The sequence below is a fragment of the Mammaliicoccus sp. I-M35 genome, from assembly GCF_022386455.1.
Classification (GTDB): domain Bacteria; phylum Bacillota; class Bacilli; order Staphylococcales; family Staphylococcaceae; genus Mammaliicoccus; species Mammaliicoccus sciuri_A.
In genome coordinates this window covers 400,740-427,031 of sequence record NZ_JAJNIL010000001.1, presented here as the reverse complement: position 1 = coordinate 427,031, position 26,292 = coordinate 400,740, and the positions used below count along the sequence as shown (strand labels likewise).

At 32.3% G+C, this 26,292-nt stretch carries 20 protein-coding genes; 19 read left to right on the top strand and 1 reads right to left on the bottom strand.

Going from position 1 to position 26,292, the window contains the following annotated elements:
* Nucleotides 1–2: 2 nt before the first annotated feature.
* The 7 genes from LQ679_RS02075 (at nt 3) to pyk (ending at nt 9,853) form a co-directional block, all read left to right on the top strand.
* Nucleotides 3–3,194, top strand: a complete 3,192-nt coding sequence (locus LQ679_RS02075) for a DNA polymerase III subunit alpha (protein ID WP_239762020.1) — start codon at nt 3–5, stop codon at nt 3,192–3,194.
* Nucleotides 3,195–3,328: 134 nt separating this feature from the next.
* Nucleotides 3,329–4,558: an NADP-dependent malic enzyme gene (gene ystJ / locus LQ679_RS02070; protein WP_239762043.1), complete on the top strand. Its 1,230-nt coding sequence runs from the start codon at nt 3,329–3,331 to the stop codon at nt 4,556–4,558.
* 19 nt (nt 4,559–4,577) lie between these two features.
* A complete protein-coding gene (locus tag LQ679_RS02065; protein WP_025904315.1) occupies nt 4,578–5,033 on the top strand; it encodes a FadR/GntR family transcriptional regulator in 456 nt (151 codons plus the stop codon).
* 18 nt (nt 5,034–5,051) lie between these two features.
* Nucleotides 5,052–5,921, top strand: coding sequence for an acetyl-CoA carboxylase, carboxyltransferase subunit beta (gene accD / locus LQ679_RS02060; protein ID WP_025904314.1), 870 nt, complete (start codon nt 5,052–5,054; stop codon nt 5,919–5,921).
* Complete coding sequence (locus LQ679_RS02055; RefSeq protein ID WP_239762019.1) at nt 5,914–6,858, top strand: acetyl-CoA carboxylase carboxyltransferase subunit alpha; 945 nt, start codon at nt 5,914–5,916, stop codon at nt 6,856–6,858. Before accD ends, LQ679_RS02055 begins: the two co-directional genes overlap by 8 nt.
* Nucleotides 6,859–7,096: 238 nt before the next feature.
* The gene (gene pfkA / locus LQ679_RS02050) at nt 7,097–8,062 is read left to right on the top strand and encodes a 6-phosphofructokinase (protein ID WP_204168615.1); all 966 of its coding nucleotides are present in this window, start codon (nt 7,097–7,099) and stop codon (nt 8,060–8,062) included.
* 30 nt (nt 8,063–8,092) lie between these two features.
* The gene (gene pyk, locus LQ679_RS02045) at nt 8,093–9,853 is read left to right on the top strand and encodes a pyruvate kinase (RefSeq protein WP_126477570.1); all 1,761 of its coding nucleotides are present in this window, start codon (nt 8,093–8,095) and stop codon (nt 9,851–9,853) included.
* Between the two features lie 189 nt (nt 9,854–10,042).
* On the opposite strand, the gene LQ679_RS02040 is transcribed toward pyk, so the two are convergent.
* Nucleotides 10,043–11,398 (bottom strand): amino acid permease, encoded by a 1,356-nt coding sequence (locus tag LQ679_RS02040; protein WP_037588496.1) that lies wholly within the window; start codon nt 11,396–11,398, stop codon nt 10,043–10,045.
* Between the two features lie 427 nt (nt 11,399–11,825).
* Here LQ679_RS02040 and LQ679_RS02035 point away from each other — a divergent pair, with 427 nt between their 5' ends.
* From LQ679_RS02035 to dnaI, 12 genes are all read left to right on the top strand, one after another.
* Nucleotides 11,826–12,944 carry a citrate synthase gene (locus tag LQ679_RS02035; protein WP_037588495.1) on the top strand — a complete coding sequence of 373 codons (1,119 nt, stop codon included), beginning with the start codon at nt 11,826–11,828 and terminating at the stop codon, nt 12,942–12,944.
* A 47-nt stretch (nt 12,945–12,991) separates the two neighbouring features.
* A complete protein-coding gene (icd, locus tag LQ679_RS02030; RefSeq protein ID WP_025904308.1) occupies nt 12,992–14,260 on the top strand; it encodes an NADP-dependent isocitrate dehydrogenase in 1,269 nt (422 codons plus the stop codon).
* Between the two features lie 62 nt (nt 14,261–14,322).
* Complete coding sequence (mdh, locus tag LQ679_RS02025) at nt 14,323–15,255, top strand: malate dehydrogenase (RefSeq protein ID WP_191835674.1); 933 nt, start codon at nt 14,323–14,325, stop codon at nt 15,253–15,255.
* A 144-nt stretch (nt 15,256–15,399) separates the two neighbouring features.
* Entirely contained in the window at nt 15,400–16,110 is a 711-nt protein-coding gene (locus LQ679_RS02020) for a response regulator transcription factor (RefSeq protein ID WP_037588492.1), read from the top strand.
* A complete protein-coding gene (gene pnpS / locus LQ679_RS02015) occupies nt 16,103–17,809 on the top strand; it encodes a two-component system histidine kinase PnpS (protein WP_191835673.1) in 1,707 nt (568 codons plus the stop codon). The genes LQ679_RS02020 and pnpS overlap by 8 nt, the downstream gene beginning before the upstream one ends.
* 191 nt (nt 17,810–18,000) lie before the next feature.
* On the top strand, nt 18,001–20,622 hold the full coding sequence (polA, locus tag LQ679_RS02010) for a DNA polymerase I (protein ID WP_191835672.1): 2,622 nt from the start codon (nt 18,001–18,003) through the stop codon (nt 20,620–20,622).
* 21 nt (nt 20,623–20,643) lie between these two features.
* Nucleotides 20,644–21,516 (top strand): bifunctional DNA-formamidopyrimidine glycosylase/DNA-(apurinic or apyrimidinic site) lyase, encoded by an 873-nt coding sequence (mutM, locus tag LQ679_RS02005; RefSeq protein ID WP_126477565.1) that lies wholly within the window; start codon nt 20,644–20,646, stop codon nt 21,514–21,516.
* Between the two features lie 8 nt (nt 21,517–21,524).
* Nucleotides 21,525–22,121, top strand: coding sequence for a dephospho-CoA kinase (coaE, locus tag LQ679_RS02000; RefSeq protein ID WP_191835671.1), 597 nt, complete (start codon nt 21,525–21,527; stop codon nt 22,119–22,121).
* A gap of 162 nt (nt 22,122–22,283) precedes the next feature.
* A complete protein-coding gene (locus LQ679_RS01995) occupies nt 22,284–23,318 on the top strand; it encodes a glyceraldehyde-3-phosphate dehydrogenase (RefSeq protein WP_191835670.1) in 1,035 nt (344 codons plus the stop codon).
* A gap of 179 nt (nt 23,319–23,497) precedes the next feature.
* Nucleotides 23,498–23,956 (top strand): transcriptional regulator NrdR, encoded by a 459-nt coding sequence (gene nrdR, locus LQ679_RS01990; protein WP_025904300.1) that lies wholly within the window; start codon nt 23,498–23,500, stop codon nt 23,954–23,956.
* A gap of 11 nt (nt 23,957–23,967) precedes the next feature.
* Entirely contained in the window at nt 23,968–25,350 is a 1,383-nt protein-coding gene (locus tag LQ679_RS01985; protein WP_239762018.1) for a replicative helicase loading/DNA remodeling protein DnaB, read from the top strand.
* Nucleotides 25,350–26,270 (top strand): primosomal protein DnaI, encoded by a 921-nt coding sequence (dnaI, locus tag LQ679_RS01980; protein ID WP_204189016.1) that lies wholly within the window; start codon nt 25,350–25,352, stop codon nt 26,268–26,270. The genes LQ679_RS01985 and dnaI overlap by 1 nt, the downstream gene beginning before the upstream one ends.
* Nucleotides 26,271–26,292 lie beyond the last annotated feature (22 nt).

Below are 26,292 nucleotides of genomic sequence, written 5' to 3'. Positions count from 1 at the left end.
GCATGGTAAGTCATTTAAATATTCATTCATCATATGATTTGCTTAATTCAAGTATTAGAATCCCAGATGTTGTTCAAAAAGCTAAAAATGAAAATTATCAAGCGCTTGCTCTTACAGATTTAAATGTTCTGCACGGTGCTTTACAATTTTATGATGCATGTATAAAAGAAAATATAAAACCAATCTTCGGATTAACTATTTATTTAGATGACCAACTCAATCAAGTTGAATGTGTGGTCTTAGCTAAAAATATAACAGGCTATCATAATTTAATTAAATTATCTTCTGCTATTTCCATAAAAGAACGATTTTCAGCACCCATTGAATGGGTGAATGCTTATTCAGAAGGACTTATAATCATTGGTAAACAAATCAATGAAGCCAACTATTATTTATTCCAAGCTATAACAATTGATGACAATGATAAATATATTTCACATGATTCTACGATTGATATGAATCATAAGAAAGTTTTTATGAAGTCTGCACTTTATTTGAATGAAGATGATGGTGATAGTTTAATTGCACTTCATGCAATTAAAAATAATGAAAAATTAACGATGAGTGATTTTCAACAAAACTTAAATCATCATTTTTTAACTAAAGAAGATATATCGCAAATTAATGTAGATGAAGCGTACATACAAAACACAGACGAAATAGCTCAAAAATGTCAGGTCGAAATTGAGTATCATCAAGATTTATTACCAAAATATAAAACACCTAATAATCAATCAAGTGATGAATATCTTTGGGAATTATTAATGATGAATAAAGGCAAGTATCCACAATTTAATGAAGTATATGAAAAAAGGCTTCAATACGAATACGATATTATTGTGAAAATGGGATATTCAGATTACTTCCTAATCGTTAGTGACTTAATCAATTATGCGAAAGATCAAAACGTATTAGTTGGACCTGGACGTGGTTCATCTGGTGGATCTCTAGTTAGTTTTATTTTAAATATTACTACTATCGATCCAATTGAATTTGATTTGTTATTTGAAAGATTTTTAAACCCTGAACGTGTGACGATGCCGGATATTGATATCGACTTTCAAGATACTAAGCGAGATAAAGTAATTCAATATGTTCAAGAAAAATACGGTGATAATCGTGTTGCTGGGATTGTAACATACGGTCATCTTCAAGCGAGAGCAGTAGCAAGAGATGTAGGTAGAATATTGCAGTTTGATGATGCTACACTCAATTACATTTCAAAATTAATTCCGCATAAATTAGGTATTACATTAGACGAAGCATTTGAAGATGATGCGTTTAAACAATTTGTTAACCAGAATCATTTGCATGAAAAATGGTTTCAACTAAGTAAACAATTAGAAGGTTTACCGAGACATACATCGACCCATGCAGCAGGTATCATTATTAATGATCAGTCTTTACACCAATTTGTACCTACGATGATGGGTGATACAGGTGTCTTAACGCAATGGACGATGACAGAAACTGAAAAGATCGGTCTATTAAAAATCGACTTTCTTGGTTTAAGAAATTTATCGATTATTCAACAAGTGGTCAATCAAGTGAAATATCAAGAAAATCAAATTGTAGATATTGAAAAAATTCCTTTTGATGATCCTAAAGTCTTTCAACTATTGTCTAAAGGTGAAACAACAGGTATTTTCCAACTTGAATCTCAAGGTGTTAGAAGTGTATTAAAAAGGTTAAAGCCTGACCATTTTCTCGATATAGTAGCAGTTACATCTTTATATAGACCTGGACCGATGGAAGAAATACCAACATATATTAAAAGACGTAGACAAAATGCAGAGATAGAATATTTACATCCAGACTTAAAAGAGATATTGAAATCAACTTATGGCGTTATTATTTATCAAGAACAGATTATGCAGATTGCGAGTAAGTTCGCAGGATTCTCATATGGTGAAGCGGATATTTTGAGACGTGCGATGAGTAAGAAGAACAGAGCAGTGTTAGAAAATGAAAGAAAACATTTCGTGAATGGTAGCTTGGAAAGAGGTTACGAGGAATCAACAGCTGTAAAAATATTTGATTTAATACTGAAGTTTGCAGACTATGGTTATCCAAAAGCACATGCAGTTGCATATAGTAAAATTGCGTATATCATGACTTATTTGAAAGTGCATTATCCGACATACTTTTATGCTGCGATTCTTTCTAATGTAGTTGGTAATGAAGTTAAGACAGAACAAATGGTAACAGAACTTAAAAGAATTGGTGTGAAAATATATCCACCGTCCATTAATCATAGTGAATGGTTCTATAAAGCAACTAAAAAAGGTATATATACATCACTTGGTGCAATTAAAAGCGTTGGTTATCAAAGTGTAAAAGTCATTGTTGATGAAAGAAAAACAAACGGAACGTATAAAGATATGTTTGATCTTGTACATCGATTACCAAGTAAGGCTAAAAGTAAGAAATTGATACAAGCACTTATATATGCTGGCGCTTTAGATGATTTTGGTCAGACTAGAGCGACGTTGTTACAGTCTATTGACGATGTTTATGAAAGTAGCGAGTCTGTCGGAGATTCTAATAATTTATTGAAAGAATTAGGTTTGAACGTTAAGAAAGAATTTAAAGAAGTTGAAGAAATGCCTAATCTTATGAAAAGTGAATATGAAAAAGAATACTTAGGGTTCTATGCAACTGAGCATCCAATCATTTCATTATTCAATCAACATCAATATTTATCAATTTATCCATTAAGAATAGACTATAATAAAGTACCGATGCTCGTAATGATTGCGTCACTAAGAAAAATAAGAACTAAAAAAGGACAAAATATGGCTTTTGTCAATTTAATAGACGGATTAAATGAAGTTGAAGGGGTTATATTCCCTGATGCATATAAACAAATTGAAACAACTGATATTACAAATGTCCCAGTAATTATCAATGGCAAATTCGAAAAAAGAAATGGTAAGACACAAATGATTATTAATCAAATAGATACATTAGAAGCATTTAAACAACATAAATTTAATACGACAAAAGAAGTCGTCGTAAGAAATGTAGAAGATTTAGCTGAGTGGATAACAAATGACCACGATCGTCATATTAAAGTAACGTATTTTAATGATAAAGATTATAGTTCAAAAATGCTTGGTTATTTAAACTTAAATCATGGTAACTTTGAAGAATTTATTCATAAAATAGGTTATGAAAATGTACGTCTTTTATAGGCTTTATTAATTAAATAATTTATGCTATAGTATTCTTCATGGTGGTCTGACCACTATGAAGAATTTTTTAATTTAATTATAGAAATTTAATGTATAATAAAGGGATAGATACATACAATGAAGGGATGATTATTTTGTCATTAAGAGATGATGCACTATATATGCATAAAGAAAAACAAGGTAAATTAGGCGTTTATGCCAAAGTTAAAGTTACTAATAAAGAGGAATTAAGTCTTGCTTATTCTCCAGGTGTTGCAGAACCATGTAAAGATATACATGAAGACGTAAGAAAAGTATATGACTATACAATGAAATCAAATGCAGTAGCTGTAATTACAGATGGAACAGCTGTATTAGGTTTAGGTGATATTGGTCCTGAAGCAAGTATACCTGTAATGGAAGGGAAAGCAGTTTTATTCAAAAGCTTTGCTGGTGTAGATGGTGTGCCAATTGCACTTAATACGACAGACGTTGATGAAATTGTGAATACTGTTAAATTATTAGAACCTAACTACGGTGGCGTTAACTTAGAAGATATTTCAGCACCTCGATGCTTTGAAATTGAAGAACGTCTAAAAAAAGAAACTAAAATACCTGTCTTTCATGATGATCAGCATGGTACGGCGATCGTAACTGTTGCTGGTTTGATTAATGCATTGAAAATTACTGACAGAAAATTATCCGATATAAAAGTTGTTTTAAACGGTGCAGGTGCAGCTGGTATTGCAATTATTAAATTATTATACAGTTATGGTGTAAGAAATATGATTATGTGTGATTCTAGAGGTGCGATTTACGAAGACCGTCCTTATGGTATGAATCCTACTAAAGACTTTGTTGCGAAATGGACAAACAAAGACAAAACAGAAGGTCAATTATCAGATGTTATTAAAGATGCGGATGTATTTGTAGGTGTATCTGTTGAAGGCGCATTAACTAAAGAATTAGTTGAAACTATGGCTGAAGATCCAATTATCTTTGCTATGGCTAACCCAGTTCCTGAAATTATGCCAGATATAGCAAAAGAAGCGGGTGCTAAAGTTATTGGTACAGGACGTTCTGATTTCCCTAACCAAATTAATAATGTATTAGCATTTCCTGGTATTTTTAGAGGAGCATTAGATATTCGTGCAACTCATATAAATGAAGAAATGAAACAAGCTGCAGTAGAAGCAATTGCTAACCTTGTTTCAGAGGAAGAATTAAACGCTGATTATGTCATTCCTGGGCCATTCGATCCAAGAGTTGCACCATACGTTGCGAAAGCAGTAGCAAAAGCTGGTATGGAATCAGGTGTAGCACGTATTGAAGTTGAAGTTGATGAAATAGAACGTAGAACATATGAATTAGCAGACTTGTCATAATTTTGGAAGGAGACTCACGTTGGATAAAGAAAAGCAAAAAGGATTAATCAAGATTGTCGAACAAATTCAGTCAATTATTGTTGAAAAAAATATTCAAGTGGGTGAAAAACTGCCTTCCGAAAGATTTTTAAGTGAAACCTTAAATGTTGGACGTTCAAGTATCAGAGAAGCCCTAAGAGCATTAGAACTTTTAGGGGTGATACATACTAGAAGAGGTGAAGGTACATTCTTAAGTGATATGTACCAGCACCAGCTTTTTGATTTAATCGGAAGGTTCTTAATTCATAATGAATCACAGCTAGATGAAATCAATGAATTAAAATGGATGATTGAAAATTTCTGTGAAGAACACAATAACATTGAAACAAATTCAAAAGAAGAACTTGTTTCAAATAATAATAATCAAATTATGTATATGATTTGGAAGCTACTCTCTCAATATAGTGATAGATTTGAAAGAGACAATTGTAAATAAAATCAGGGGGATAGTGACATGTTTAAAGACTTGTTCAATCGAAGCCAGAAAAAGAAAAAATATGTAACTGTTCAAAACAGTAAAGATAATGACGTGCCTGAAGGTATCATGACTAAATGCCCTAAATGTAAAAAAATCATGTATACAAAAGAGCTCGTTCAAAACTTAAATGTCTGTTTTAACTGTGATCATCATATTGCATTAACTGCTCACGATAGAATTAGAGCTGTGAGTGATGAAGATGCATTTAAAGAGTTTGATGTTGGTATGACTGCTTCAAACCCATTAGAATTTCCTGGATATGAAGAAAAATTAGAAAAAGATAGAAAAAGCACTGGTTTAAATGATGCAGTCGTTACTGGTGTAACGTCAATTGACGGTATTCCTTATGGTATTTGTGTTATGGATTCAAGATTTAGAATGGGTAGTATGGGTGCAGTAGTAGGAGAGAAAATTTGTAGAATTGTCGATTATTGTGCAGATCACAATTTACCATTTGTATTGTTCACAGCAAGTGGTGGTGCAAGAATGCAAGAAGGCATCATCTCACTTATGCAAATGGCAAAGACAAGTGTATCCATTAAACGTCATAGTGATAAAGGCTTACTATTCATTTCATATATGACACACCCTACAACTGGAGGCGTTTCAGCAAGCTTTGCTTCAGTAGGTGATTTGAACTTTGCAGAACCGAAAGCTTTAATTGGATTTGCTGGTAGAAGAATCATTGAACAAACGATAAGTGAAAAACTACCTGACGATTTCCAAACTGCAGAATTTTTACTAGAACATGGCCAATTAGATAAAGTTGTACATCGAAAAGATATGTATAAAACTTTAAGTACTGTGCTTAAGATGCATCATAACGAGGTGAAAGACAATGCTTGAATTTGAAAAACCTTTAGAAGAAATTAAAGAAAAAATAGCATCTCTACAATCTTATCAAGAAAAACATGGTGTAGACTTAACAGATGAAATAGAAATATTGGAAGCCACTTTAACAAAAGAAACTGAACACATTTATAATAATTTAAAGCCTTGGGATAGAGTACAAGTTGCGAGATTACAAGAAAGACCTACAACTTTAGATTATATCCCTTACATATTTGATGATTTTATCGAACTTCACGGTGATCGTACTTTCCGTGATGATCCAGCTTTAATAGGTGGATTGGCTTACTTTAATGGCTTACCTGTGACTGTTATAGGTCATCAAAGAGGTAAAGACACTAAAGATAATATTTATAGAAACTTTGGTATGGCACATCCTGAGGGATATCGTAAAGCATTGCGTTTAATGAAGCAGGCTGAAAAGTTTAATAGACCAATCATTACATTCATTGATACGAAAGGCGCATACCCAGGTAAAGCTGCAGAAGAACGTGGACAAAGTGAATCTATTGCTAAAAACTTAGTCGAAATGGCATCTTTAACAGTACCTGTTATTTCTATAGTTATTGGTGAAGGCGGAAGTGGTGGCGCACTTGGATTAGGCGTAACCAATCGTCTACTTATGTTAGAGAATAGTACTTATTCAGTTATTTCTCCAGAAGGTGCAGCAGCATTGTTATGGAAAGATTCTGGGCTTGCTCAAATGGCAGCTGAAACAATGAAAATTACAGCACCTGACTTATTTGATTTAGATGTTGTAGATGAAGTTATTAAAGAACCATTTGGTGGTGCTCATAAACATCTAGAATCACAAGCATCACTTATAAAGACATCAATTGAAAAACATCTTTCAGACTTAAGAACATTAAATGCAGAAAGTTTAGTTGAAGATCGTTTTAATAAGTATCGTAATATAGGAAGTTATATCGATTAGTATATTTAAAATGACAAGCAATCATTTATACTGATATAATTTCTTTTCATAAATTTATGTATATGTGCATAATTGAATTAAAATTAAGCGATTCCAACTTTTGAAAAATTACAAAAGTTGGAATCTTTTTTTAAGAAGACGTTTACATATTTAAATAACAGTAGTTTTAATGGAATCAAGCCAATATTTGTGTTATTTTTAAATTAACAATCATATAACAAGAGAGGTCTGTATATTTATGAAAAAAATTGCGGTTTTAACGAGCGGTGGAGATTCACCAGGGATGAACGCAGCAATTCGTGCAGTTGTTCGTAAAGCTATTTATCATGATATTGAAGTTTATGGTGTATACCAAGGTTACTTAGGCTTAATAAATGATAATATCAAAAAACTTGAATTAGGTTCAGTTGGTGACATGATTCAAAGAGGTGGTACATTCCTTTATTCTGCTAGATGTCCAGAATTTAAAGAAAAAGAAGTGCGTGCGAAAGCAATTGAAAACCTTGAAAAAAGAGGTATAGAAGGATTAGTTGTTATCGGTGGAGATGGAAGTTATAGAGGTGCACAAAGATTAAGCGAAGAAGCTAAAAATCTTAAAACAATCGGTGTACCCGGTACTATCGATAACGATATTAATGGTACAGACTTTACAATTGGTTTTGATACAGCACTTAACACAATCATTGATTCTGTCGATAAAATAAGAGATACAGCATCAAGTCATGAACGTACTTTTATTATTGAAGTAATGGGAAGAGACGCTGGTGATTTAGCGCTATGGTCAGGATTAGCAGCTGGAGCGGAAACAATTTTAATTCCAGAAGTTAAATCAGACATTGAAGAAATCGCTGAAAAAATTCAACATGGTATGGATAGAGGGAAAAAACATTCTATCATTATTTGTGCTGAAGGTGTCATGACTGGTCATCAATGTGGGGAAGAATTGAAGAAATTTATTAACATTGATACACGCGTTTCATGTTTAGGCCACATTCAAAGAGGTGGTACACCTACTGGAATGGATAGAGTACTTGCTTCTCGTTTAGGCGGTTATGCAGTTGAATTACTTATGCAAGGTGATAGTGCTAAAGCAGTTGGAATCCAACAAAATGAATTAACATGTACGCATTTTGATGAAATATTCCAAGCAGAACATAACATCGACAAGAAAATGTATAATTTAGCACATCAATTATCTATATAAAAAAAGAAAAACTACGGAGGTCATTTTAATATGAGAAAGACAAAAATTGTATGTACGATAGGTCCAGCATCAGAATCAGAAGAAATGTTAGAAAAATTAATGCTTGCAGGCATGAACGTTGCTAGATTGAACTTCTCTCACGGAAGTCATGAAGAACACAAAGGTCGTATAGATACAATTAGAAAAGTAAGTTCTAAATTAAATAAAAATATTGGTATCTTATTAGATACAAAAGGTCCTGAAATTAGAACTCATAACATGAAAGATGGTTTAATTGAACTTACTAAAGGTAGTGAAGTAACAGTTAAAACAACTGAAGTAGAAGGTACTAAAGAAGCGTTCTCAGTTACTTACGAAAAATTAGCAGAAGATGTAGAAGTTGGATCAACAATTCTACTTGATGATGGTTTAATTGAACTTACAGTTAAATCAATTGATATCGCTAAAGGTGAAGTTCACTGTGCAGTAGAAAATACTGGGGAATTAAAAAATAAAAAAGGTGTTAACTTACCTGGTGTTAAAGTAAACCTTCCAGGTATTACGGATAAAGACGCTAGTGATATCCGCTTCGGTATCGAACAAGGTGTAGACTTTATCGCAGCTAGTTTCGTAAGACGTCCATCAGATGTATTAGATATTCGTGCAATTTTAGAAGAAAAAGAAAATAATTTTATTAAAATTATTCCTAAAATTGAAAATGAAGAAGGTATTGAAAATATCGATGAAATTCTTCAAGTTTCAGATGGTTTAATGGTTGCTCGTGGTGATATGGGTGTTGAAATTTTACCAGAAGCTGTTCCAATGGTACAAAAACAATTAATCCAAAAATGTAATAAATTAGGTAAACCAGTTATTACAGCAACACAAATGTTAGATTCAATGCAAAGAAACCCACGTTGTACAAGAGCAGAAGCAAGTGACGTAGCGAACGCTATTTACGATGGTACAGATGCAGTCATGTTATCTGGTGAAACTGCAGCGGGATTATATCCTGAAGAAGCAGTACGTACAATGCAAAATATTGCAGTAGCTGCTGAAGAAGCTCAAGATTACAAAAAATTATTATCTGATCGTTCAAAAATGATCGATACAAATTTAGTTAATGCAATCGGTGTATCAGTTGCACATACAGCTTTAAACTTAAACGTGGAATCAATTGTTGCAGCAACTGAAAGTGGAGCTACAGCGCAAACAATTTCTAAATATAGACCACATTCACACATTATTGCAGTTACACCTAATGAAACAACTGCTCGTCATATGACATTAGTATGGGGCGTATTACCAGTTGTGAAAAAAGGTAAACAAACAACTGATGAATTATTAAATAATGCTGTATCAACAGCTGTTAACACAGGTTTAGTTGATAATGGTGATTTAATCATTATTACTGCAGGTGTACCAACAGGTGAAACAGGTACAACTAACTTAATGAAGATTCATTTAGTAGGTGACGAATTGGCTAAAGGTCAAGGAATCGGTCATCATTCAACAGTAGGTAAAGCTGTAGTAGCAAATACTGCTGACGACTTAAAAGGAAAAGATTTAAGTGAGTCAATTGTAATTACACAATCAACAGATGCTGATATGGTTCCATATTTAGAAAATGCTAAAGGAATTGTAACAGAAGAAGGCGGATTAACTTCACACGCTGCAGTTGTAGGCCTTAACTTAGGCGTAGCAACTATCGTAGGTGTAGAAGGCGCTCGCGAAAAAATAGCAGATGGTACATTAATTACATTAGATCCTAAACAACACAAAGTGTTCGAAGGATATGCTAACGTATTATAATATATGTGAGATAGAGACTGGGATATGATATCCTAGTCTCTTTTTTGATTTTATGGATGCATATGCCGTTATTAGCAGTTCTGGCTAAAAGTGCAAATACTGGTTCCTATATATGACTACTAAATAAGGCTACAAAAAAACATCTCATTTTCTGATTTGCTCAAGAAAATGAGATGTTTTTAATTTACTTTATTTAAATACTTTACGTTTTTGATTAAAGTACATGAATGTCAAAATGATAAACCAAATTGGTGTAATTAATATAGCGATTAATGTCACTTTATTTGTCATCAATAACACGAATACGAAAATAAAGAATATTAATGTAATCCATGCTACTGGAACACCACCAGGTAATTTGAAATCAGAAGCTTTGTTTAATTCTGGTGATATTTTACGATATCTAATATAAGCAATAATAATTAATGACCATACTACTAAGAAAAGAACAGTTGAAACTGATGTTACATATTTAAATACTTCACCAGCGTCTTTAATTACGTAATTTAAAAGTACTGAGATCATTAATAAGAAACAACTAAATAGTGTTGCTTTATAAGGGACACCAGTTTTATTTGTTTGGCCAAAACTTTTATTTGCTTGTCCATTTTGTGATAATCCATAAAGCATTCTACTATTTGAGAAAATACCACTATTACAAGATGAAGCTGCAGCTGTTAAGACAACAAAGTTGATAATTGCTGCTGCGATTGGAATACCGATCAGTCCAAATAATTTTACGAATGGACTTTCGGCAGGGTCGATTTTGTCCCAAGGTGTAATTGACATGATGATAATAAGTGAACCTACATAGAAAAGCATAATTCTAACTGGAACACTATTTATCGCTCTTGGTATCGTCTTATGTGGATCTTTCGTTTCACCAGCTGTAACACCGATTAATTCAATACCTACAAATGAGAATGCTGCCATTTGGAATGATAAGAAGAAACCATTCATACCATTTGGGAAAATACCATTATGATCCCAAATATGTGTTAGTGAAGCTGTACCGTATGGTGTTTCATATGCCATTACGATCATGATAATACCGACAACGATTAATGCTACGATCGTTGTTATTTTAATAATAGAGAACCAGAACTCTAATTCACCAAATAGTTTAGCAGTCATTAAATTCATTGTCATTAATATGAGTATTGTAAATAATGCTGTAATCCATGTTGGTATGTCAGGAAACCAAAAACTTATGTATTTTGCTACTGCAGTTACTTCAGCCATACCAGTGACAATCCAACAGAACCAGTAAGTCCATCCTGTTATATATCCCGCGAATGGGCCGATATATGTATGTGTGACATCTGCAAAAGAATGAAAATCAGTGTTTGAGAGTAATATTTCCCCTAAAGCTCTCATAAACAGAAATAAAATTAAACCTATTATAATATAGGTCAGTAGTATTGAAGGGCCTGCTGAACTGATTGTTTCACCAGCACCTAAGAATAAGCCTGTACCTATAGCACCACCTATCGCAATAAGTTGTACATGCCTATTGCTTAACTCCCTTTGTAAATTGTTAGCCATATAAACTTTATCCCTCTTTCATATACAAACTTTTATGTTATTATTATGCGCTTACTGTAAGAAAATAGCAATTAAAAAATGAATGTTTAACAACTGTTTGATACCTGTTAACATGATTTATTATTTTTATCATATATAATAATAAAAATGAATGGATGAACGACGAAATGACGTATTCTGATAAAAATGATAGGGTATTACTCACTCGTAAATCCTTTTGTGTTCACGTTTTCGGGATATATTTAATTTACTATAGCAATATTATAAAAATTATAAAATTACAACTGTTTATTTTTATTCATCTAAAATTACTAAAGAATTTAAAGTTTAAAAGTCCTTCGCATTCACAAAACTCAAGAAATTATATATAATGATAGATGAAAGCCATTACATATATGGGCAATTATTTAGTAAGGGGGATATTATTATGGCACAAGTAGCAAAAGGGTTAGAGGGCATCATTGCTTCTGAAACTCAAATTAGTTCAATCATAGATAATCAATTAACTTATGCAGGTTATGAAATAGATGATTTAACTGAAAATGCTTTATTCGAAGAAGTTATGTTTTTACTATGGAATTTAAGATTACCAAACAAAGAGGAATTAGCTGAACTAAATGAGAAACTACTAGGATATATGACTCTAAACCCTAGAATGTATACACATTTTGAAGATTATGCGACTGATAAAGTTCATCCAATGACTGGATTACGTACTTCATTATCTTATTTAGCGCATTTCGATCCAGATGCTGAAAAATTTGATGAAGAAATGAACTATGAACGTGCAATTAGAATTCAAGCAAAAGTTGCATCGTTAGTTGCAGCATTTTCTCGTGTAAGACAAGGTAAAGAAGTTGTAAAACCTAAAAAAGATTTAACATATGCAGCAAACTTCTTATATATGTTAAGAGGTGAAGTTCCAACTGATGTTGAAGTAGAAGGTTTTAACAAAGCATTAATTTTACATGCTGACCATGAATTCAATGCTTCAACATTTACAGCACGTGTAGCGGTTTCGACATTATCTGATATGTATTCAGGTGTGACAGCAGCAGCTGGCGCATTGAAAGGCCCATTACATGGTGGTGCTAACGAACAAGTTATGAAAATGTTAACTGAAATTGGTACTGTCGACAAAACTGATGATTACATTAAAGAAAAAATCGCAAACAAAGAAAAAATTATGGGCTTCGGACACAGAGTTTATAAAAATGGTGATCCTAGAGCGAAGTACTTAAAAGAAATGAGTCGTCGTATTACAGATGAATCAGGTCAAAAAGAACTGTTTGAAATTTCTTTAAGAATTGCTGAAATTATGAAAGAAGAAAAGGGATTATTACCTAACGTTGACTTCTTCAGTGCAACTGTATATCACAGCATGGGTATTGATCACGACTTATTCACACCAATTTTTGCGATTAGCCGTATGTCAGGTTGGACAGCACATATTCTTGAACAATATAGAACAAATAGAATTATGAGACCAAGAGCTGAATATACTGGTGAACGTGATCGTAAATATGAACCAATTGAAAATCGTTAATTTAATGAATATAATATAACTAACAAATTTAATGGAGGAATCATATAATGACAGCAGAAAAAATTACAACAAATCAAGGCGTTTTAAATGTTCCAAATAATCCAGTTATCCCATTTATTATTGGGGATGGAATCGGACCAGATATCTGGAATGCAGCAAGTAGAGTATTAGATGCAGCTGTAGAAAAAGCATATAATGGCGAAAAGAAAATCGAATGGAAAGAAGTATTAGCAGGTCAAAAAGCATTCGATGAAACTGGTGAATGGTTACCAAACGAAACTTTAGAAACGATTAAAGAATATTTAATCGCTATTAAAGGTCCATTAACTACACCAATCGGTGGCGGAATTCGTTCATTAAACGTTGCTTTACGTCAAGAGTTAGATTTATTCACTTGTCTACGTCCAGTACGTTGGTTCAAAGGTGTTCCTTCACCTGTTAAACGTCCTGAAGATACAGATATGGTTATCTTCCGTGAAAATACTGAAGATATTTATGCTGGTATTGAATTCCAAGAAGGCTCAGATGAAGCTAAAAAAGTTATAGACTTCTTACAAAATGAAATGGGTGCTAAAAATATTAGATTCCCTGAAACTTCAGGTATCGGTATTAAACCAGTATCTAAAGAAGGTACTGAAAGATTAGTAAGAGCAGCAATTAACTATGCATTCGATAATAATCGTAGAAATGTTACGTTAGTTCATAAAGGTAACATTATGAAATTCACTGAAGGTGCTTTCAAAAAATGGGGTTACGATTTAGCTGAACGTGAATTCGGAGATCGCGTATTCACTTGGCAACAATACGATAAAATTGTTGAAGAAGAAGGTAAAGATGCTGCTAATAAAGCACAATCAGATGCAGAGGCTGAAGGTAAATTAATTATCAAAGACTCTATCGCTGATATCTTCTTACAACAAATTTTAACGCGTCCTGCTGAATTTGATGTAGTAGCTACAATGAACTTAAACGGTGACTACATTTCAGATGCATTAGCAGCTCAAGTTGGTGGTATTGGTATTGCACCAGGTGCAAACATTAACTACGAAACAGGACATGCAATTTTCGAAGCGACACACGGTACAGCTCCTAAATATGCTGGTTTAGATAAAGTTAACCCTTCATCAGTATTATTAAGTGGTGTATTAATGTTAGAACACTTAGGTTGGCAAGAAGCTGCTGACAAAGTAACACAATCTGTTGAAGCTACAATTGCTTCTAAAGTAGTAACATATGACTTTGCTCGTTTAATGGATGGCGCAACTGAAGTTAAATCTTCAGAATTCGCTGATGAATTAATTAAAAATTTACCATAATAGATTGTTATTTGAGGAAGGTTATTTATTAACCTTCCTTTTATTATAAGGAGATGAACAACATGGCAAGAAAGAAAATTTCAATTATTGGAGCAGGATTTACTGGCGCTACAGCTGCATTTATAGCAGCCCAAAAAGAGTTAGGTGATATTGTACTTGTTGATATGCCTCAATCTGAAAACCCAACAAAAGGGAAAGCGTTAGATATTGCAGAAAGCGCACCGGTATTAGGCTTTGATTCAAAAGTAACGGGTACTGCTAATTATGAAGATACAAAAGATTCAGATGTCGTCATTATTACAGCGGGTATTGCAAGAAAGCCTGGTATGTCACGTGATGATTTAGTACAAACGAATCAAAATGTTATGAAATCTGTAACGAAAGAAATTGTTAAATACTCACCTAATTGCGTTATCTTAGTCTTAACAAACCCTGTAGACGCTATGACTTATACAGTGTATAAAGAATCAGGATTTCCGAAAGAGCGCGTAATTGGTCAATCTGGCGTATTAGACACTGCTAGATTTAGAACATTTGTTGCAGAAGCATTAGACCTTTCTGTTAAAGATGTAACAGGATTTGTATTAGGTGGTCATGGAGATACAATGGTTCCACTTATTAGATACTCAGCAGCTGGTGGCGTACCTTTAGAAAAGTTATTATCTGAAGAAAAAATTGCTGAAATTGTTGATAGAACAAGAAAAGGTGGAGCTGAAATCGTTAATTTACTTGGTAACGGTTCGGCATACTATGCACCAGGAGCAGCTTTAATTGAAATGACAGAAGCAATATTGAAAGATCAAAAGAGAGTATTACCTTCAATTGCTTATTTAGAAGGTGAATATGGTTATCAAGACATCTATTTAGGTGTACCAACTGTATTAGGTGCTAAAGGTATTGAAAAAGTCATTGAGTTAGACTTAACTGACGAAGAAAAGCAATTACTTGATGAATCTGCTCAATCTGTTGAAGCAGTAAAGAATATTTTACAATAAAATAACAGTTAAAAGGCGCATTCTGCTTTGAATGCGTCTGTTTTATTTAGCTAGTGTTAACTTTTTGTAAAGTTCTCTAAATAACCATTATTTTTTTAATAATTTAAGTTATAATTATATTAAATCGCTTAAGGAGGACCTTGAATGTCACAAAAAGTATTGGTAGTAGACGATGAGCAATCTATCGTTACATTGCTTAAATATAATATAGAACAAGCTGGTTACCAAGTAATTGTAGCTTATGATGGAGTTCAAGCGTTAGAGAAAGTTAATGAAGAGAAACCAGATTTAGTAGTATTAGATGTAATGTTACCTGAGAAAGATGGAATTGAAGTTTGTAAAACGATTCGATCAGATAAAAACCAAGTTCCCATTCTTATGCTTACAGCTAAAGACGATGAATTTGATAGAGTATTAGGTCTAGAATTAGGTGCAGATGATTATATGACTAAACCATTTTCACCTCGTGAAGTTGTAGCACGTGTTAAAGCTATATTAAGACGCGTTGGGCAAGTTGAAAATAAAAACATAGATGATGATGAAGATATTATTCTAGGTGCAATTAGAATTAGACCTGACTTCTTTGAAGTGTATAGAAATGATGAGTTATTAGAATTGACACCAAAAGAATTCGAACTTTTACTTTACCTTATTGAGAGACAAGGTCGTGTGATAACTAGAGAACATATGTTGAATTCAGTTTGGAATTATGAATTTGCTGGAGACTCTAGAATAGTCGATGTGCACATTAGTCATTTGAGGGATAAACTTGAAGAAAATCCTAAACAACCTCAATTCATTAAAACGGTGAGAGGTTTAGGCTATAAGTTAGAAAGACCAAAGAATAATGATTAAGTTCTATAATAAATTACTAATTATACTTACAACGGTTACTGTTGTAAGTTTTCTTATATTAGGGTTTTTCCTTCATAATTCTAGTTACGATTTAATTTCTAAACAACAGCAAAAATTATTAAAGACTGAATCCAAAAAAGTTTACGATATTGCAAAAAATAATCCTGAAAATCTTAAAGATATTTTAAGTGTCTTTGATCAAGATATTTTACTGCAAAAAGATGGACGAGTGTTATATCGTTCAAGTGAAAAAGATACAAATATATTTAATCAAAATAAAAAGCAAGCTATATCTGATGCAAAAGCTTTTGATGAATATTTTGCAGTAGACAAGTCAGAATCTGAAGTCATGTATGCAAGAACGTATGGTGATTATACAGTTGTCATTGCAAAACATACAGATACGATAGCGATTATTCAAAAAGATATTTGGAAATATTTATTGTTAGTCTTATGTTTTACATTACCTTTAATTTATTTTGTCGTTCGATATATTAACACTTCTTATATTCATCCAATTAAAGAAGTGACATACGCTACTAAATTATTGGCTTCTGGTAAATATCGTGTTAGAGTGCCAGAAAGTAATGTGAAAGAAACGAAAGAACTCTTTGTTAATACGAATGAACTTGCTAGAACATTAGATAATTTAAATAATGAACAGAAATTGCAACGTAATCGATTGGAAACGACTTTAGAGAATATTCCAAGTGCAATTTTAATGTTAGATAGAGAAGGTTATATTGTCATCGCAAACAAGACGTATCATGACTTATTTGATAGAAACAGTCATTCAGAAGGACAGTTATTTAAAGAAGCAATGCCTAATGTTGAGATTATACAGATGATGAACGAAGCGTTAAAATTAGAAAAACCTATGTTTGAACAAGTCGAAATGTATATCAATGATGTTCATAATAAGTTCTTTGAAGTTTCAGTTATTCCAGTATTATCCCGAAAAAAACGAAATCTATTAGGTTTAGTTGTCGTTATGCATGATATAACGAAGTTGAAGAAATTAGAACATATGCGAAAAGATTTTGTGGCTAATGTATCTCATGAATTAAGAACACCAATTACATCGATAAAAGGATTTGCGGAAACATTATTAGATGGTGCTAAAAATAATCCCGAATCGTTAGATATGTTCTTAAATATTATGTTAGATGAATCTAATCGAATTCAATCACTTGTTCAAGATTTACTCGAGTTATCAAAAATCGAACAAAATAGCGAGATACCGAAAGAACAAATATCTTTAACAGAAATTGGCGAACATTCGATTAATACAGTATCAAATGTTGCTTCTAAAAAAGACATACACATTACAAATCATATCGATAAAGAAGTGTATGGATATGGTGACAAAGATAAATTAACACAGGTGTTGATTAATTTATTAACGAACGCCATTAGTTATTCACCGAAATCTAGTGAAGTTATTATAACCATTAAAGAAGTAGATGATGGTCAAATCATTTCTGTGAAAGATAATGGTATAGGTATATCTAAAGATGAACAAAAACGAATTTTTGAAAGATTTTATCGTGTAGATAAAGCGCGTAGTAGAGATTCAGGAGGAACAGGACTTGGTTTATCCATTACGAAACATATTGTAGAAGCGCATAATGGACAAATCAAAGTTGAATCAGAAGTTGGAAAAGGATCTAACTTTATTGTGAAACTCTTTAATAAGTAATCTTCATACAATCTTTACAATTTATTCATATTGAATTAATCATGAACAGATAGAATAAACATAGACCCCTTCATTTTGATGATTATGCGAAATACATTGTGTATTTCGCTTTTTTTATTTATGCGAAACAATCTTATTATATTGTGAGATATGATAAAATATAATCAATATAAAGATGGAGGTATCTTATTGTGGAAAAATTGGTACTGATTGATGGTAATAGTTTATCATTTAGAGCATTTTTTGCTTTGCCTTTATTAACAAATAAAGCTGGCGTTTATACTAATGCTATATATGGTTTTACGATGATTTTAGATAAAATAATTAAAGAAGAAGAGCCAACTCATTTTATGGTTGCTTTTGATGCTGGAAAAACAACTTTCAGAAATAATATGTACAGTGAATATAAAGGTGGTCGTGAGAAGACGCCGGATGAATTAAGAAGCCAATTACCATATATCCGTCAACTTGTGGAAAGTTATCATATTAAACATTATGAATTAGAAAATTATGAAGCGGATGATATTATCGGTACATTATCTCGTGAAGCGGATGAGAAAAATATTAAGACGATCATTATTACGGGTGATCGAGATTTAACTCAGCTAGCAAGTGAAAATGTAACGATTTATTATACAAAAAAAGGTGTAACAGATATTGATCATTACACACCTGAATTTATCGCTGAAAAATATGATGGTTTAGTACCTAACCAAATTATTGATATGAAAGGGCTTATGGGTGATAAGTCAGATAATATACCAGGTGTGCCTGGAATTGGTGAGAAGACAGCGATTAAATTACTGAAACAGTTTGAGACTGTAGAAGGTGTTTATGAAAATATTGATGAGTTAAAGAAATCAAAAATGAAAGAAAAATTAATAGATAACGAAGACAATGCTAAGTTAAGTAAAGAGCTAGCTACGATTAATCGTGAGTCTCCTATTGAAGTCACAATTGATGACTTGAAACTTACAGAACAAAGTAATGACGAGAAGATAAAGTTATTTAAGACATTAGAATTCAAACAATTGCTTGATCAAATGGATGCAAGTGCTGAAGCAACAGATGACCGAGAGATTAAATACTCAACTGATATTGATGACTTTGATTTTGATAATGTAACTGAAGCGGCTATTCATTTTGAAACGAACGAAGCTAATTATTTAAAAGCAGATATACTTGGATTTGCGATTCATGCAAATGACGAAACTTATGTTGTTTCTCTTGATGTTTTAAAAGAACATAAAAAATTACAACAATGGCTTGAAAATGATCAAGTAACATTTGCAACTTATGATGCTAAAAAAACGATTATATTATGTAAAAGATTAGGTATTGAAATTAATGGTATTCAGTTCGATACAATGTTAGCGAGTTACATTTTAGATCCTTCTAGAACAATTGATGATGTATACTCAGTTGTATCAGAATTTGGCATTTATTATGTACCGAATGATGAAAGTATATATGGCAAAGGTAAAAAGTTGCACGTCCCAGAAGAAGATATGCTTTTTGAAAGTATCGCTAAAAAGGTAACAGCAGTTTATGAAACAAAAGATAAAATGACTGAATTACTAGATGAAAAAGATCAATTAAGTCTACACGATGATTTAGAATTACCGTTAGCACGTGTATTAGCTGAAATGGAATATATCGGCATAACGGTTGATAAAGATACTTTAGTTGAAATGCAAGAAGACTTGAAAGTACGTATCGATAAATTGATTGAACAAATTCATCATCATGCTGGTTCGGAATTCAATATTAATTCACCAAAACAGTTAGGTGTCGTATTATTTGAAGATTTAAAACTACCAATTATTAAAAAGACAAAGACAGGATACTCAACTGCAGTTGATGTGTTAGAACAACTGCGCAATGAACATCCAATTATTGAAGATATATTAGTCTATAGACAACTCGCTAAACTTCAATCTACTTATATTGAAGGATTGCAAAAAATGATTACGTCTGAAGGTAAGATTCATACAAGATTTAATCAAACATTAGCTCAAACGGGTCGTTTAAGTTCTGTAGATCCTAATCTACAAAATATACCTATAAGATTAGAAGAAGGTAGAAAAATTAGAAAAGCATTTAGACCAAGTAAAGAAAATCACGTTATTTTTGCTGCTGACTATTCTCAAATCGAATTACGTGTATTAGCAGATATTACTGGTGACGAGCATATGAAAGAAGCCTTTACTGCTAATGAAGATATTCATACGACAACTGCAATGCGTGTGTTCAATGTCAGTAAAGACGAAGTAACTTCAAATATGAGAAGACAAGCAAAGGCAGTTAACTTTGGTATTGTGTATGGTATTAGTGATTATGGTTTAAGTCAAAGTTTAGGTATTACAAGAAAAGCTGCTAAGCAATTTATTGATGATTACTTAGACAGTTTCCCTAAAGTAAAAGAATATATGGATACAATCGTACAAGATGCTAAACAAAAAGGTTATGTAGAAACGCTACTTCACAGAAGAAGATATACACCAGACATCACAAATCGTAACTTTAATTTAAGAAGTTTTGCTGAGAGAACAGCTATGAATACACCAATTCAAGGTAGTGCAGCGGATATTATTAAATTAGCAATGGTACAATTTGCGAATAAGATGAAAGATAAAGATTTTAAAGCTAAATTATTATTACAAGTACACGATGAATTAATATTTGAAGTTCCAGAAGATGAATTAGAAGCATTTCAACCGTTTGTAGAAGACATCATGGATAATGCACTCGAGTTATCTGTGCCATTAAGTGTAGAATCTAGTTCAGGACAAACATGGTATGATGCTAAATAATAAAAGGAAAGAAGATTATATATGCCTGAGTTACCAGAAGTAGAAAGTGTTAAAAAAGTGATAGAACCTAAAATTGTCGGTGCCACAATACAAAATGTAACTTTTTCAGAAAAAGTTGAATTGGGCAAATCGACAGGTAAAGAAACAATTATAAAAGGTAGTTCATTAGCTGTATTCAAAGAACGTACTGAACATTACAAGATTATGAGTGTCTATCGTAGAAGTAAATATATTTTTATGGAAATTGATAACGGTGAAAATAGCAATGTTATCATGTGTCACTTCGGTATGACGGGGGCATTTTTTACAGTTCCAGATTTAAGTCATATTGAAGTTGATAACCATAGGAAGCATTGGCACGTTATATTTGAATTAGATAACGGATTACAGCTTATATACACAGATATTAGAAGGTTTGGTGAATTAAGAGCATTGGAAGATTTAAGTGAATATCCTTCAGTCTTAAAAATTGCACCAGAACCGTTTGTTGAAGAAGCTTACCAACATTACTTAAATAAAGTGATGTCAAATAAATTTATCAATAAACCAATTAAAGTCGCGATATTGGACCATACAGTTATATCAGGTTGCGGTAACATTTATGCTTGTGAAGCTTTGTTAAGAGCGGGCGTTCTTCCGATGAGACCTGTGAAAGACTTAACTTCAAAAGAACGTAAAGCGGTCTTTGATGAAGTGGTTAACGTGTTACAAGAAGGTATCGATAACGGTGGTTCAAGTATATCTGATTACTACAATGCAGATGGTGAAAAAGGGACAATGCAAGAAAAGCATAGAATATATGGTAAAAAAGTGTGTGGTCAATGTGGCGGGCAAGTATTACAAAAAGTCATTGCCACAAGAAACACGCACTATTGTCCAAATTGTCAAAAGTAGGTGTAAAAATGGCGAAAGTAATAGGTTTAACTGGAGGTATTGCTACCGGCAAGTCTACAGTATCTCGTATTTTACAAGATAAAGGGTTTTGTATAGTAGATGCCGACGTAGCTAGTCGAAAAGCAGTCGAAAAAGGTAGCGTTGGTCTACAACAAGTTAAAGAAGTATTTGGAGAAGATGCAATTATAGATGGTGAAATGAATAGACAATATATTGGTTCTATTGTATTTAAAGATTCAACAATGCGAGAAAAGCTAAACAATATTATTCACCCGATAGTAAGAACAATAATGGATAAAGAAAAAGAAGAGGCATTAAATCATGGTAAAAATGTCATAATGGATATTCCGTTATTGTTTGAGAACAAATTGCAAAATACAGTCGATGAAACTTGGTTAGTTTATACAGATCAAGAAACTCAAATACAACGTCTTAAAGAACGTAATCAGTTAAGTGATGAAGAAGCGGAAGCAAGAATACAATCACAAATACCAATAGATGAAAAGAAAGCATTAGCCGATTGTATAATTGATAACAATGGAAGTTTAGAGGATTTACATCAAAATATTGATGATTTACTTAATAATAAGGCATTAAATCTTTAAAATTAAATAAGCTTAAAATGAAAGTGGATGAATAGCATTTGTTATTCTTCCACTTTTTTAAATTATTTTAGAAAAAGATAATAGAAAACGTTTTCAACAAACTTTTAATGTGATATACTAATTGCAATAAATAGTATATCACATTAAAAGGGGTTCTCGACTATGAAGAAAAATATCGCAATTAATGGTTTAGGAAGAATTGGAAGAATGGTCTTAAGAGGTGCACTTAAATCAAATGATTTAAATATTGTGGCTATTAATGCTTCATATCCACCAGAAACAATTGCTCATTTAATTAAGTATGATTCTACACATGGCAAATTAGATGGAGAAATTAAAGCAGTTGAAGATGGCATCATCATTGATGGTCATAAAATTTTACTTGTATCTGAAAGAGATCCTAAATTATTACCGTGGGGAACTTTAGGAATTGATATTGTTATAGAAGCAACTGGTAAATTTAATCATGGAGATAAAGCTATTGCACATATTGACGCTGGCGCTAAGAAAGTTATTTTAACAGGACCATCTAAAGGTGGCCATGTTCAAACAATTGTTAGAGGTGTAAATGATGATGCACTTGATTTAAATGATTTTGATATTGTTTCAAATGCATCTTGTACAACGAATTGTTTAAGCCCGGTAGTCAAAGTTTTAAATGATACATTTGGAATCGAAAATGGATTGATGACAACTGTACATGCATTTACGAATGACCAAAAGAACTTAGATAATCCTCATAAAGATTTGAGAAGAGCACGTTCTTGTACGGATAGTATCATTCCAACTTCAACAGGTGCAGCAAAAGCATTGTCACTTGTATTACCTGAATTAGAAGGGAAAATGCATGGAATGGCATTAAGAGTACCAACTTCTAATGTTTCTCTTGTAGATTTAGTTGTCGATTTAAAACAAAATGTAACAGTTGAAGAAGTGAATGAAGCATTACGTCAAGCTAGTAATGGACCATTAAAAGGGATTATGGATGTTAATGATGAGCCGCTTGTTTCAATTGATTTCAAAACGAATCCACATTCAGCAATCGTTGATGAACAATCTACAATGGTCATTGCAGATAATAAAGTGAAAGTACTTGCTTGGTATGATAATGAATGGGGTTACTCAATGAGAGTTGTTGAACTAGCAAAACAAATTGCTCAAATACTTTCAGAAGTGAGAGAACAAAAAATTTCATAAGTGATATAAGGTACATTTAAAACGTAATGTGGTAAATTAAATACCGCATTACGTTTTTTTATTGAATAATAATACTGTTAAGTATCTATAAGTGCATTTTGAAAAGTAGTGAGCGTTTAAAAAAATAACAAACTACTGTATAATCAACCTATGTAATAAGTATATGAGGGGTGAAACGAATGAGATGTCCAAACTGTAAATATGAAAATTCCAAAGTTGTAGACTCTAGACACGCGGATGATTTAGTAGCAATTAGAAGACGAAGAGAATGTGAATCATGTGGATTTCGTTTCACAACTTTTGAAAGAGTAGAGCTCACACCTTTAATCGTCGTAAAAAAAGACGGCGCAAGACAAACATTTAATAGAGATAAAATATTAAACGGTTTAGTACGTTCTTGTGAAAAAAGACCGGTTGCTTATCAAAAATTAGAAGAAATTACAAATCAAGTTGAAAAAGAATTAAGATCTGAAGGTAACACAGAAGTATCTTCAAATGATATTGGTGAAAAAGTTATGGAACATTTAATGGATGTCGATCAAGTATCTTATGTAAGATTTGCATCAGTATATAGAGAATTTAAAGATGTCGATCAATTATTAAAGTCTATGCAAGGCATATTGAAAGACCGAAAGTAAGGTGAGTATTAATGGCGGAATATTTTAGTGGTATCAAGCCAAGTGATGGCTTCTATGTTAAATCGAATTATAATTATACACATGTACATCAAGATATATTAGTTAGTTTATATACGCCATTAATTGGAACTGATGCAATTGGTGTTTATTTATATTTATCGCAGTTTAATTATCATCATGAAACAGAAGCGTATAATCATTATACAATTATGAATGATTTAAGAATAAATTTATCTAGCTTTAGAGATGCTTTAGACTTGTTAGAAGGTATTGGCTTACTGAAGACATATTTTAAGACGAATCAAGAAGCGCAATCATTTATTTATCAATTAGAGCAACCTGCTACAGCAGAACAATTTTTTAATGATCCTTTATTATCTGTATTTTTATATCAACAAATTGGGAAGTCGAGATATATTAGATTAAAAAATAGATATAAAGATGACAGTGTGACAACAGAAGGTTTTCATGAAGTGACCAAGAGCTTTACTGATGTATTTAAAGTGCCAAAGTTGACGAATGTTGAACAACAAGATGATATCAATATTCGACCCGAATATAAAAGTAAGGGACTCGATTTGTCAGACGTTCAATTTGATTTTGAAATGTTAGAGTTATTGTTGAGTAATCATTTAATTTCTAAAGAGATTTTAAATAAACAGACGAAAGAAGTCATCATACAAATTGCTACATTATACGGTATTACACCGGTTGAAATGAAGTCTATTATCTTAAAATCCATTACAGAGAACCAAACGATTTCACTACAAGATTTAAGAAAACATGCACGTACAATCTATCAAATCGAGCATGAAGGTGAATTGCCGACTTTAGATTTAAAAAATGAAAAGTCTAAAGCAAATTCGCATGCTGAAAACAGTGAAGTGAACTCTTTGTTGTCATGGTTTGAACTGTTGGATACGACAAGTCCAATAGACGTGTTATCATCATTTACGCAATCTGAACCAACAATTGCACAAAAGAGAACTGTTGAAGATATTATTACACGCGAAAAATTACCGTATGGTGTAATTAACATCTTGTTAGAGTATGTAATGTTTAAAAATAATATGCAGTTACCGAAAGCATATATTGAAGAAATAGCTTCGAATTGGAAGAAACTTAAATTATCCTCAGCTGAAGAAGCTTATCATTATGTTAAAAATCTTGATAAACAAAAAGCTGAGAAGAAAAAAGAACGTAAAAATAATGCAAATAACCCATATAAATTAAAATCAATTGAAAAGACACCAGAATGGTTATTAAAACAAAAATCTTCTGAATCAACTAAAGAAGAGAAACAAAATGATCATGAATCAGATGCAGCGTTTGAAAAAAGAAAACAAGCGCTTCAAAAAGAAATGGAAGCTTTTTGGAAAGAAGGTGATCAATAATGGAACCACTTGGACAACATTTGAAACAAAATAAAGATTTTCAAAAACGATTAGAAAAAATTAAAAAAGATACATTGTCTCATAAAGAGGTAAAGGCATTTTTAGAAGAACATCAATCTGAATTAACGAACGAAATGATTGATAGAGATTTAGATCAACTACAAGCATATAAAGATCAATCGAAATGTTGTGAGAAATGTGGGAGTTATGGTACTTGTATCAACTTTGTGAAAGGTCATGTACCTGAACTATACATTGAGAATGACCACATCAAAACAAGGTACTTACCATGTCCGAACAAAATCGAATACGATGAACAAAGATTTGAATCAAGTTTAGTGACATCATTCCAAATGCCAGAAGAAACGTTGAAAGCGACGATCAAAGATATATATATCGATAATGAATCTCGTATGCAAATTATTAAGAAGGCTATGGATATCTGTAATAAAATTGTAGCTGGTGATGAAGTTAAAGGACTATATATTCATGGTCCATTCGGAACGGGTAAATCATATATATTAGGTGCAATTTCAAATCAGCTAAAAGTCAAAAAGCAACCTTCTACAATTATATATTTGCCTGAATTTATTAGAGTGCTTAAAAATGGATTTAATGACGGATCATTCAGTAGTCGATTTGAAGCGGCACGTGAAGCTAAAGTGTTGATGCTAGATGATATTGGTGCGGAAGAACTGACACCATGGGTTCGTGATGAAATATTGGGTCCATTATTGCATTATAGAATGGTCCATAAATTACCGACATTCTTTAGTTCGAATTTTAACTTTGAAGAGTTAGAATTTCATTTGAGCAAGACACGACAAGGTGCAGAAATCACAAAAGCTAGTCGAATAATGGAACGTATTAAAACAATCTCTGAGCCATATGAATTAGATGGTAAAAACTATCGCGCTTAATTTTAGCTTGATATTTTACAGT

Coding starts and splice junctions, on each gene's coding strand:
- LQ679_RS02035 (WP_037588495.1), top strand. CDS start 11,826: ATGGCACAAGTAGCAAAAGGGTTAGAGGGCATCATTGCTTCTGAAACT.
- LQ679_RS01995 (WP_191835670.1), top strand. CDS start 22,284: ATGAAGAAAAATATCGCAATTAATGGTTTAGGAAGAATTGGAAGAATG.
- LQ679_RS02020 (WP_037588492.1), top strand. CDS start 15,400: ATGTCACAAAAAGTATTGGTAGTAGACGATGAGCAATCTATCGTTACA.
- pyk (WP_126477570.1), top strand. CDS start 8,093: ATGAGAAAGACAAAAATTGTATGTACGATAGGTCCAGCATCAGAATCA.
- LQ679_RS02040 (WP_037588496.1), bottom strand. CDS start 11,398: ATGGCTAACAATTTACAAAGGGAGTTAAGCAATAGGCATGTACAACTT.
- nrdR (WP_025904300.1), top strand. CDS start 23,498: ATGAGATGTCCAAACTGTAAATATGAAAATTCCAAAGTTGTAGACTCT.
- LQ679_RS02055 (WP_239762019.1), top strand. CDS start 5,914: ATGCTTGAATTTGAAAAACCTTTAGAAGAAATTAAAGAAAAAATAGCA.
- mdh (WP_191835674.1), top strand. CDS start 14,323: ATGGCAAGAAAGAAAATTTCAATTATTGGAGCAGGATTTACTGGCGCT.
- accD (WP_025904314.1), top strand. CDS start 5,052: ATGTTTAAAGACTTGTTCAATCGAAGCCAGAAAAAGAAAAAATATGTA.
- mutM (WP_126477565.1), top strand. CDS start 20,644: ATGCCTGAGTTACCAGAAGTAGAAAGTGTTAAAAAAGTGATAGAACCT.
- coaE (WP_191835671.1), top strand. CDS start 21,525: ATGGCGAAAGTAATAGGTTTAACTGGAGGTATTGCTACCGGCAAGTCT.
- LQ679_RS01985 (WP_239762018.1), top strand. CDS start 23,968: ATGGCGGAATATTTTAGTGGTATCAAGCCAAGTGATGGCTTCTATGTT.
- pfkA (WP_204168615.1), top strand. CDS start 7,097: ATGAAAAAAATTGCGGTTTTAACGAGCGGTGGAGATTCACCAGGGATG.
- LQ679_RS02075 (WP_239762020.1), top strand. CDS start 3: ATGGTAAGTCATTTAAATATTCATTCATCATATGATTTGCTTAATTCA.
- icd (WP_025904308.1), top strand. CDS start 12,992: ATGACAGCAGAAAAAATTACAACAAATCAAGGCGTTTTAAATGTTCCA.
- pnpS (WP_191835673.1), top strand. CDS start 16,103: ATGATTAAGTTCTATAATAAATTACTAATTATACTTACAACGGTTACT.
- dnaI (WP_204189016.1), top strand. CDS start 25,350: ATGGAACCACTTGGACAACATTTGAAACAAAATAAAGATTTTCAAAAA.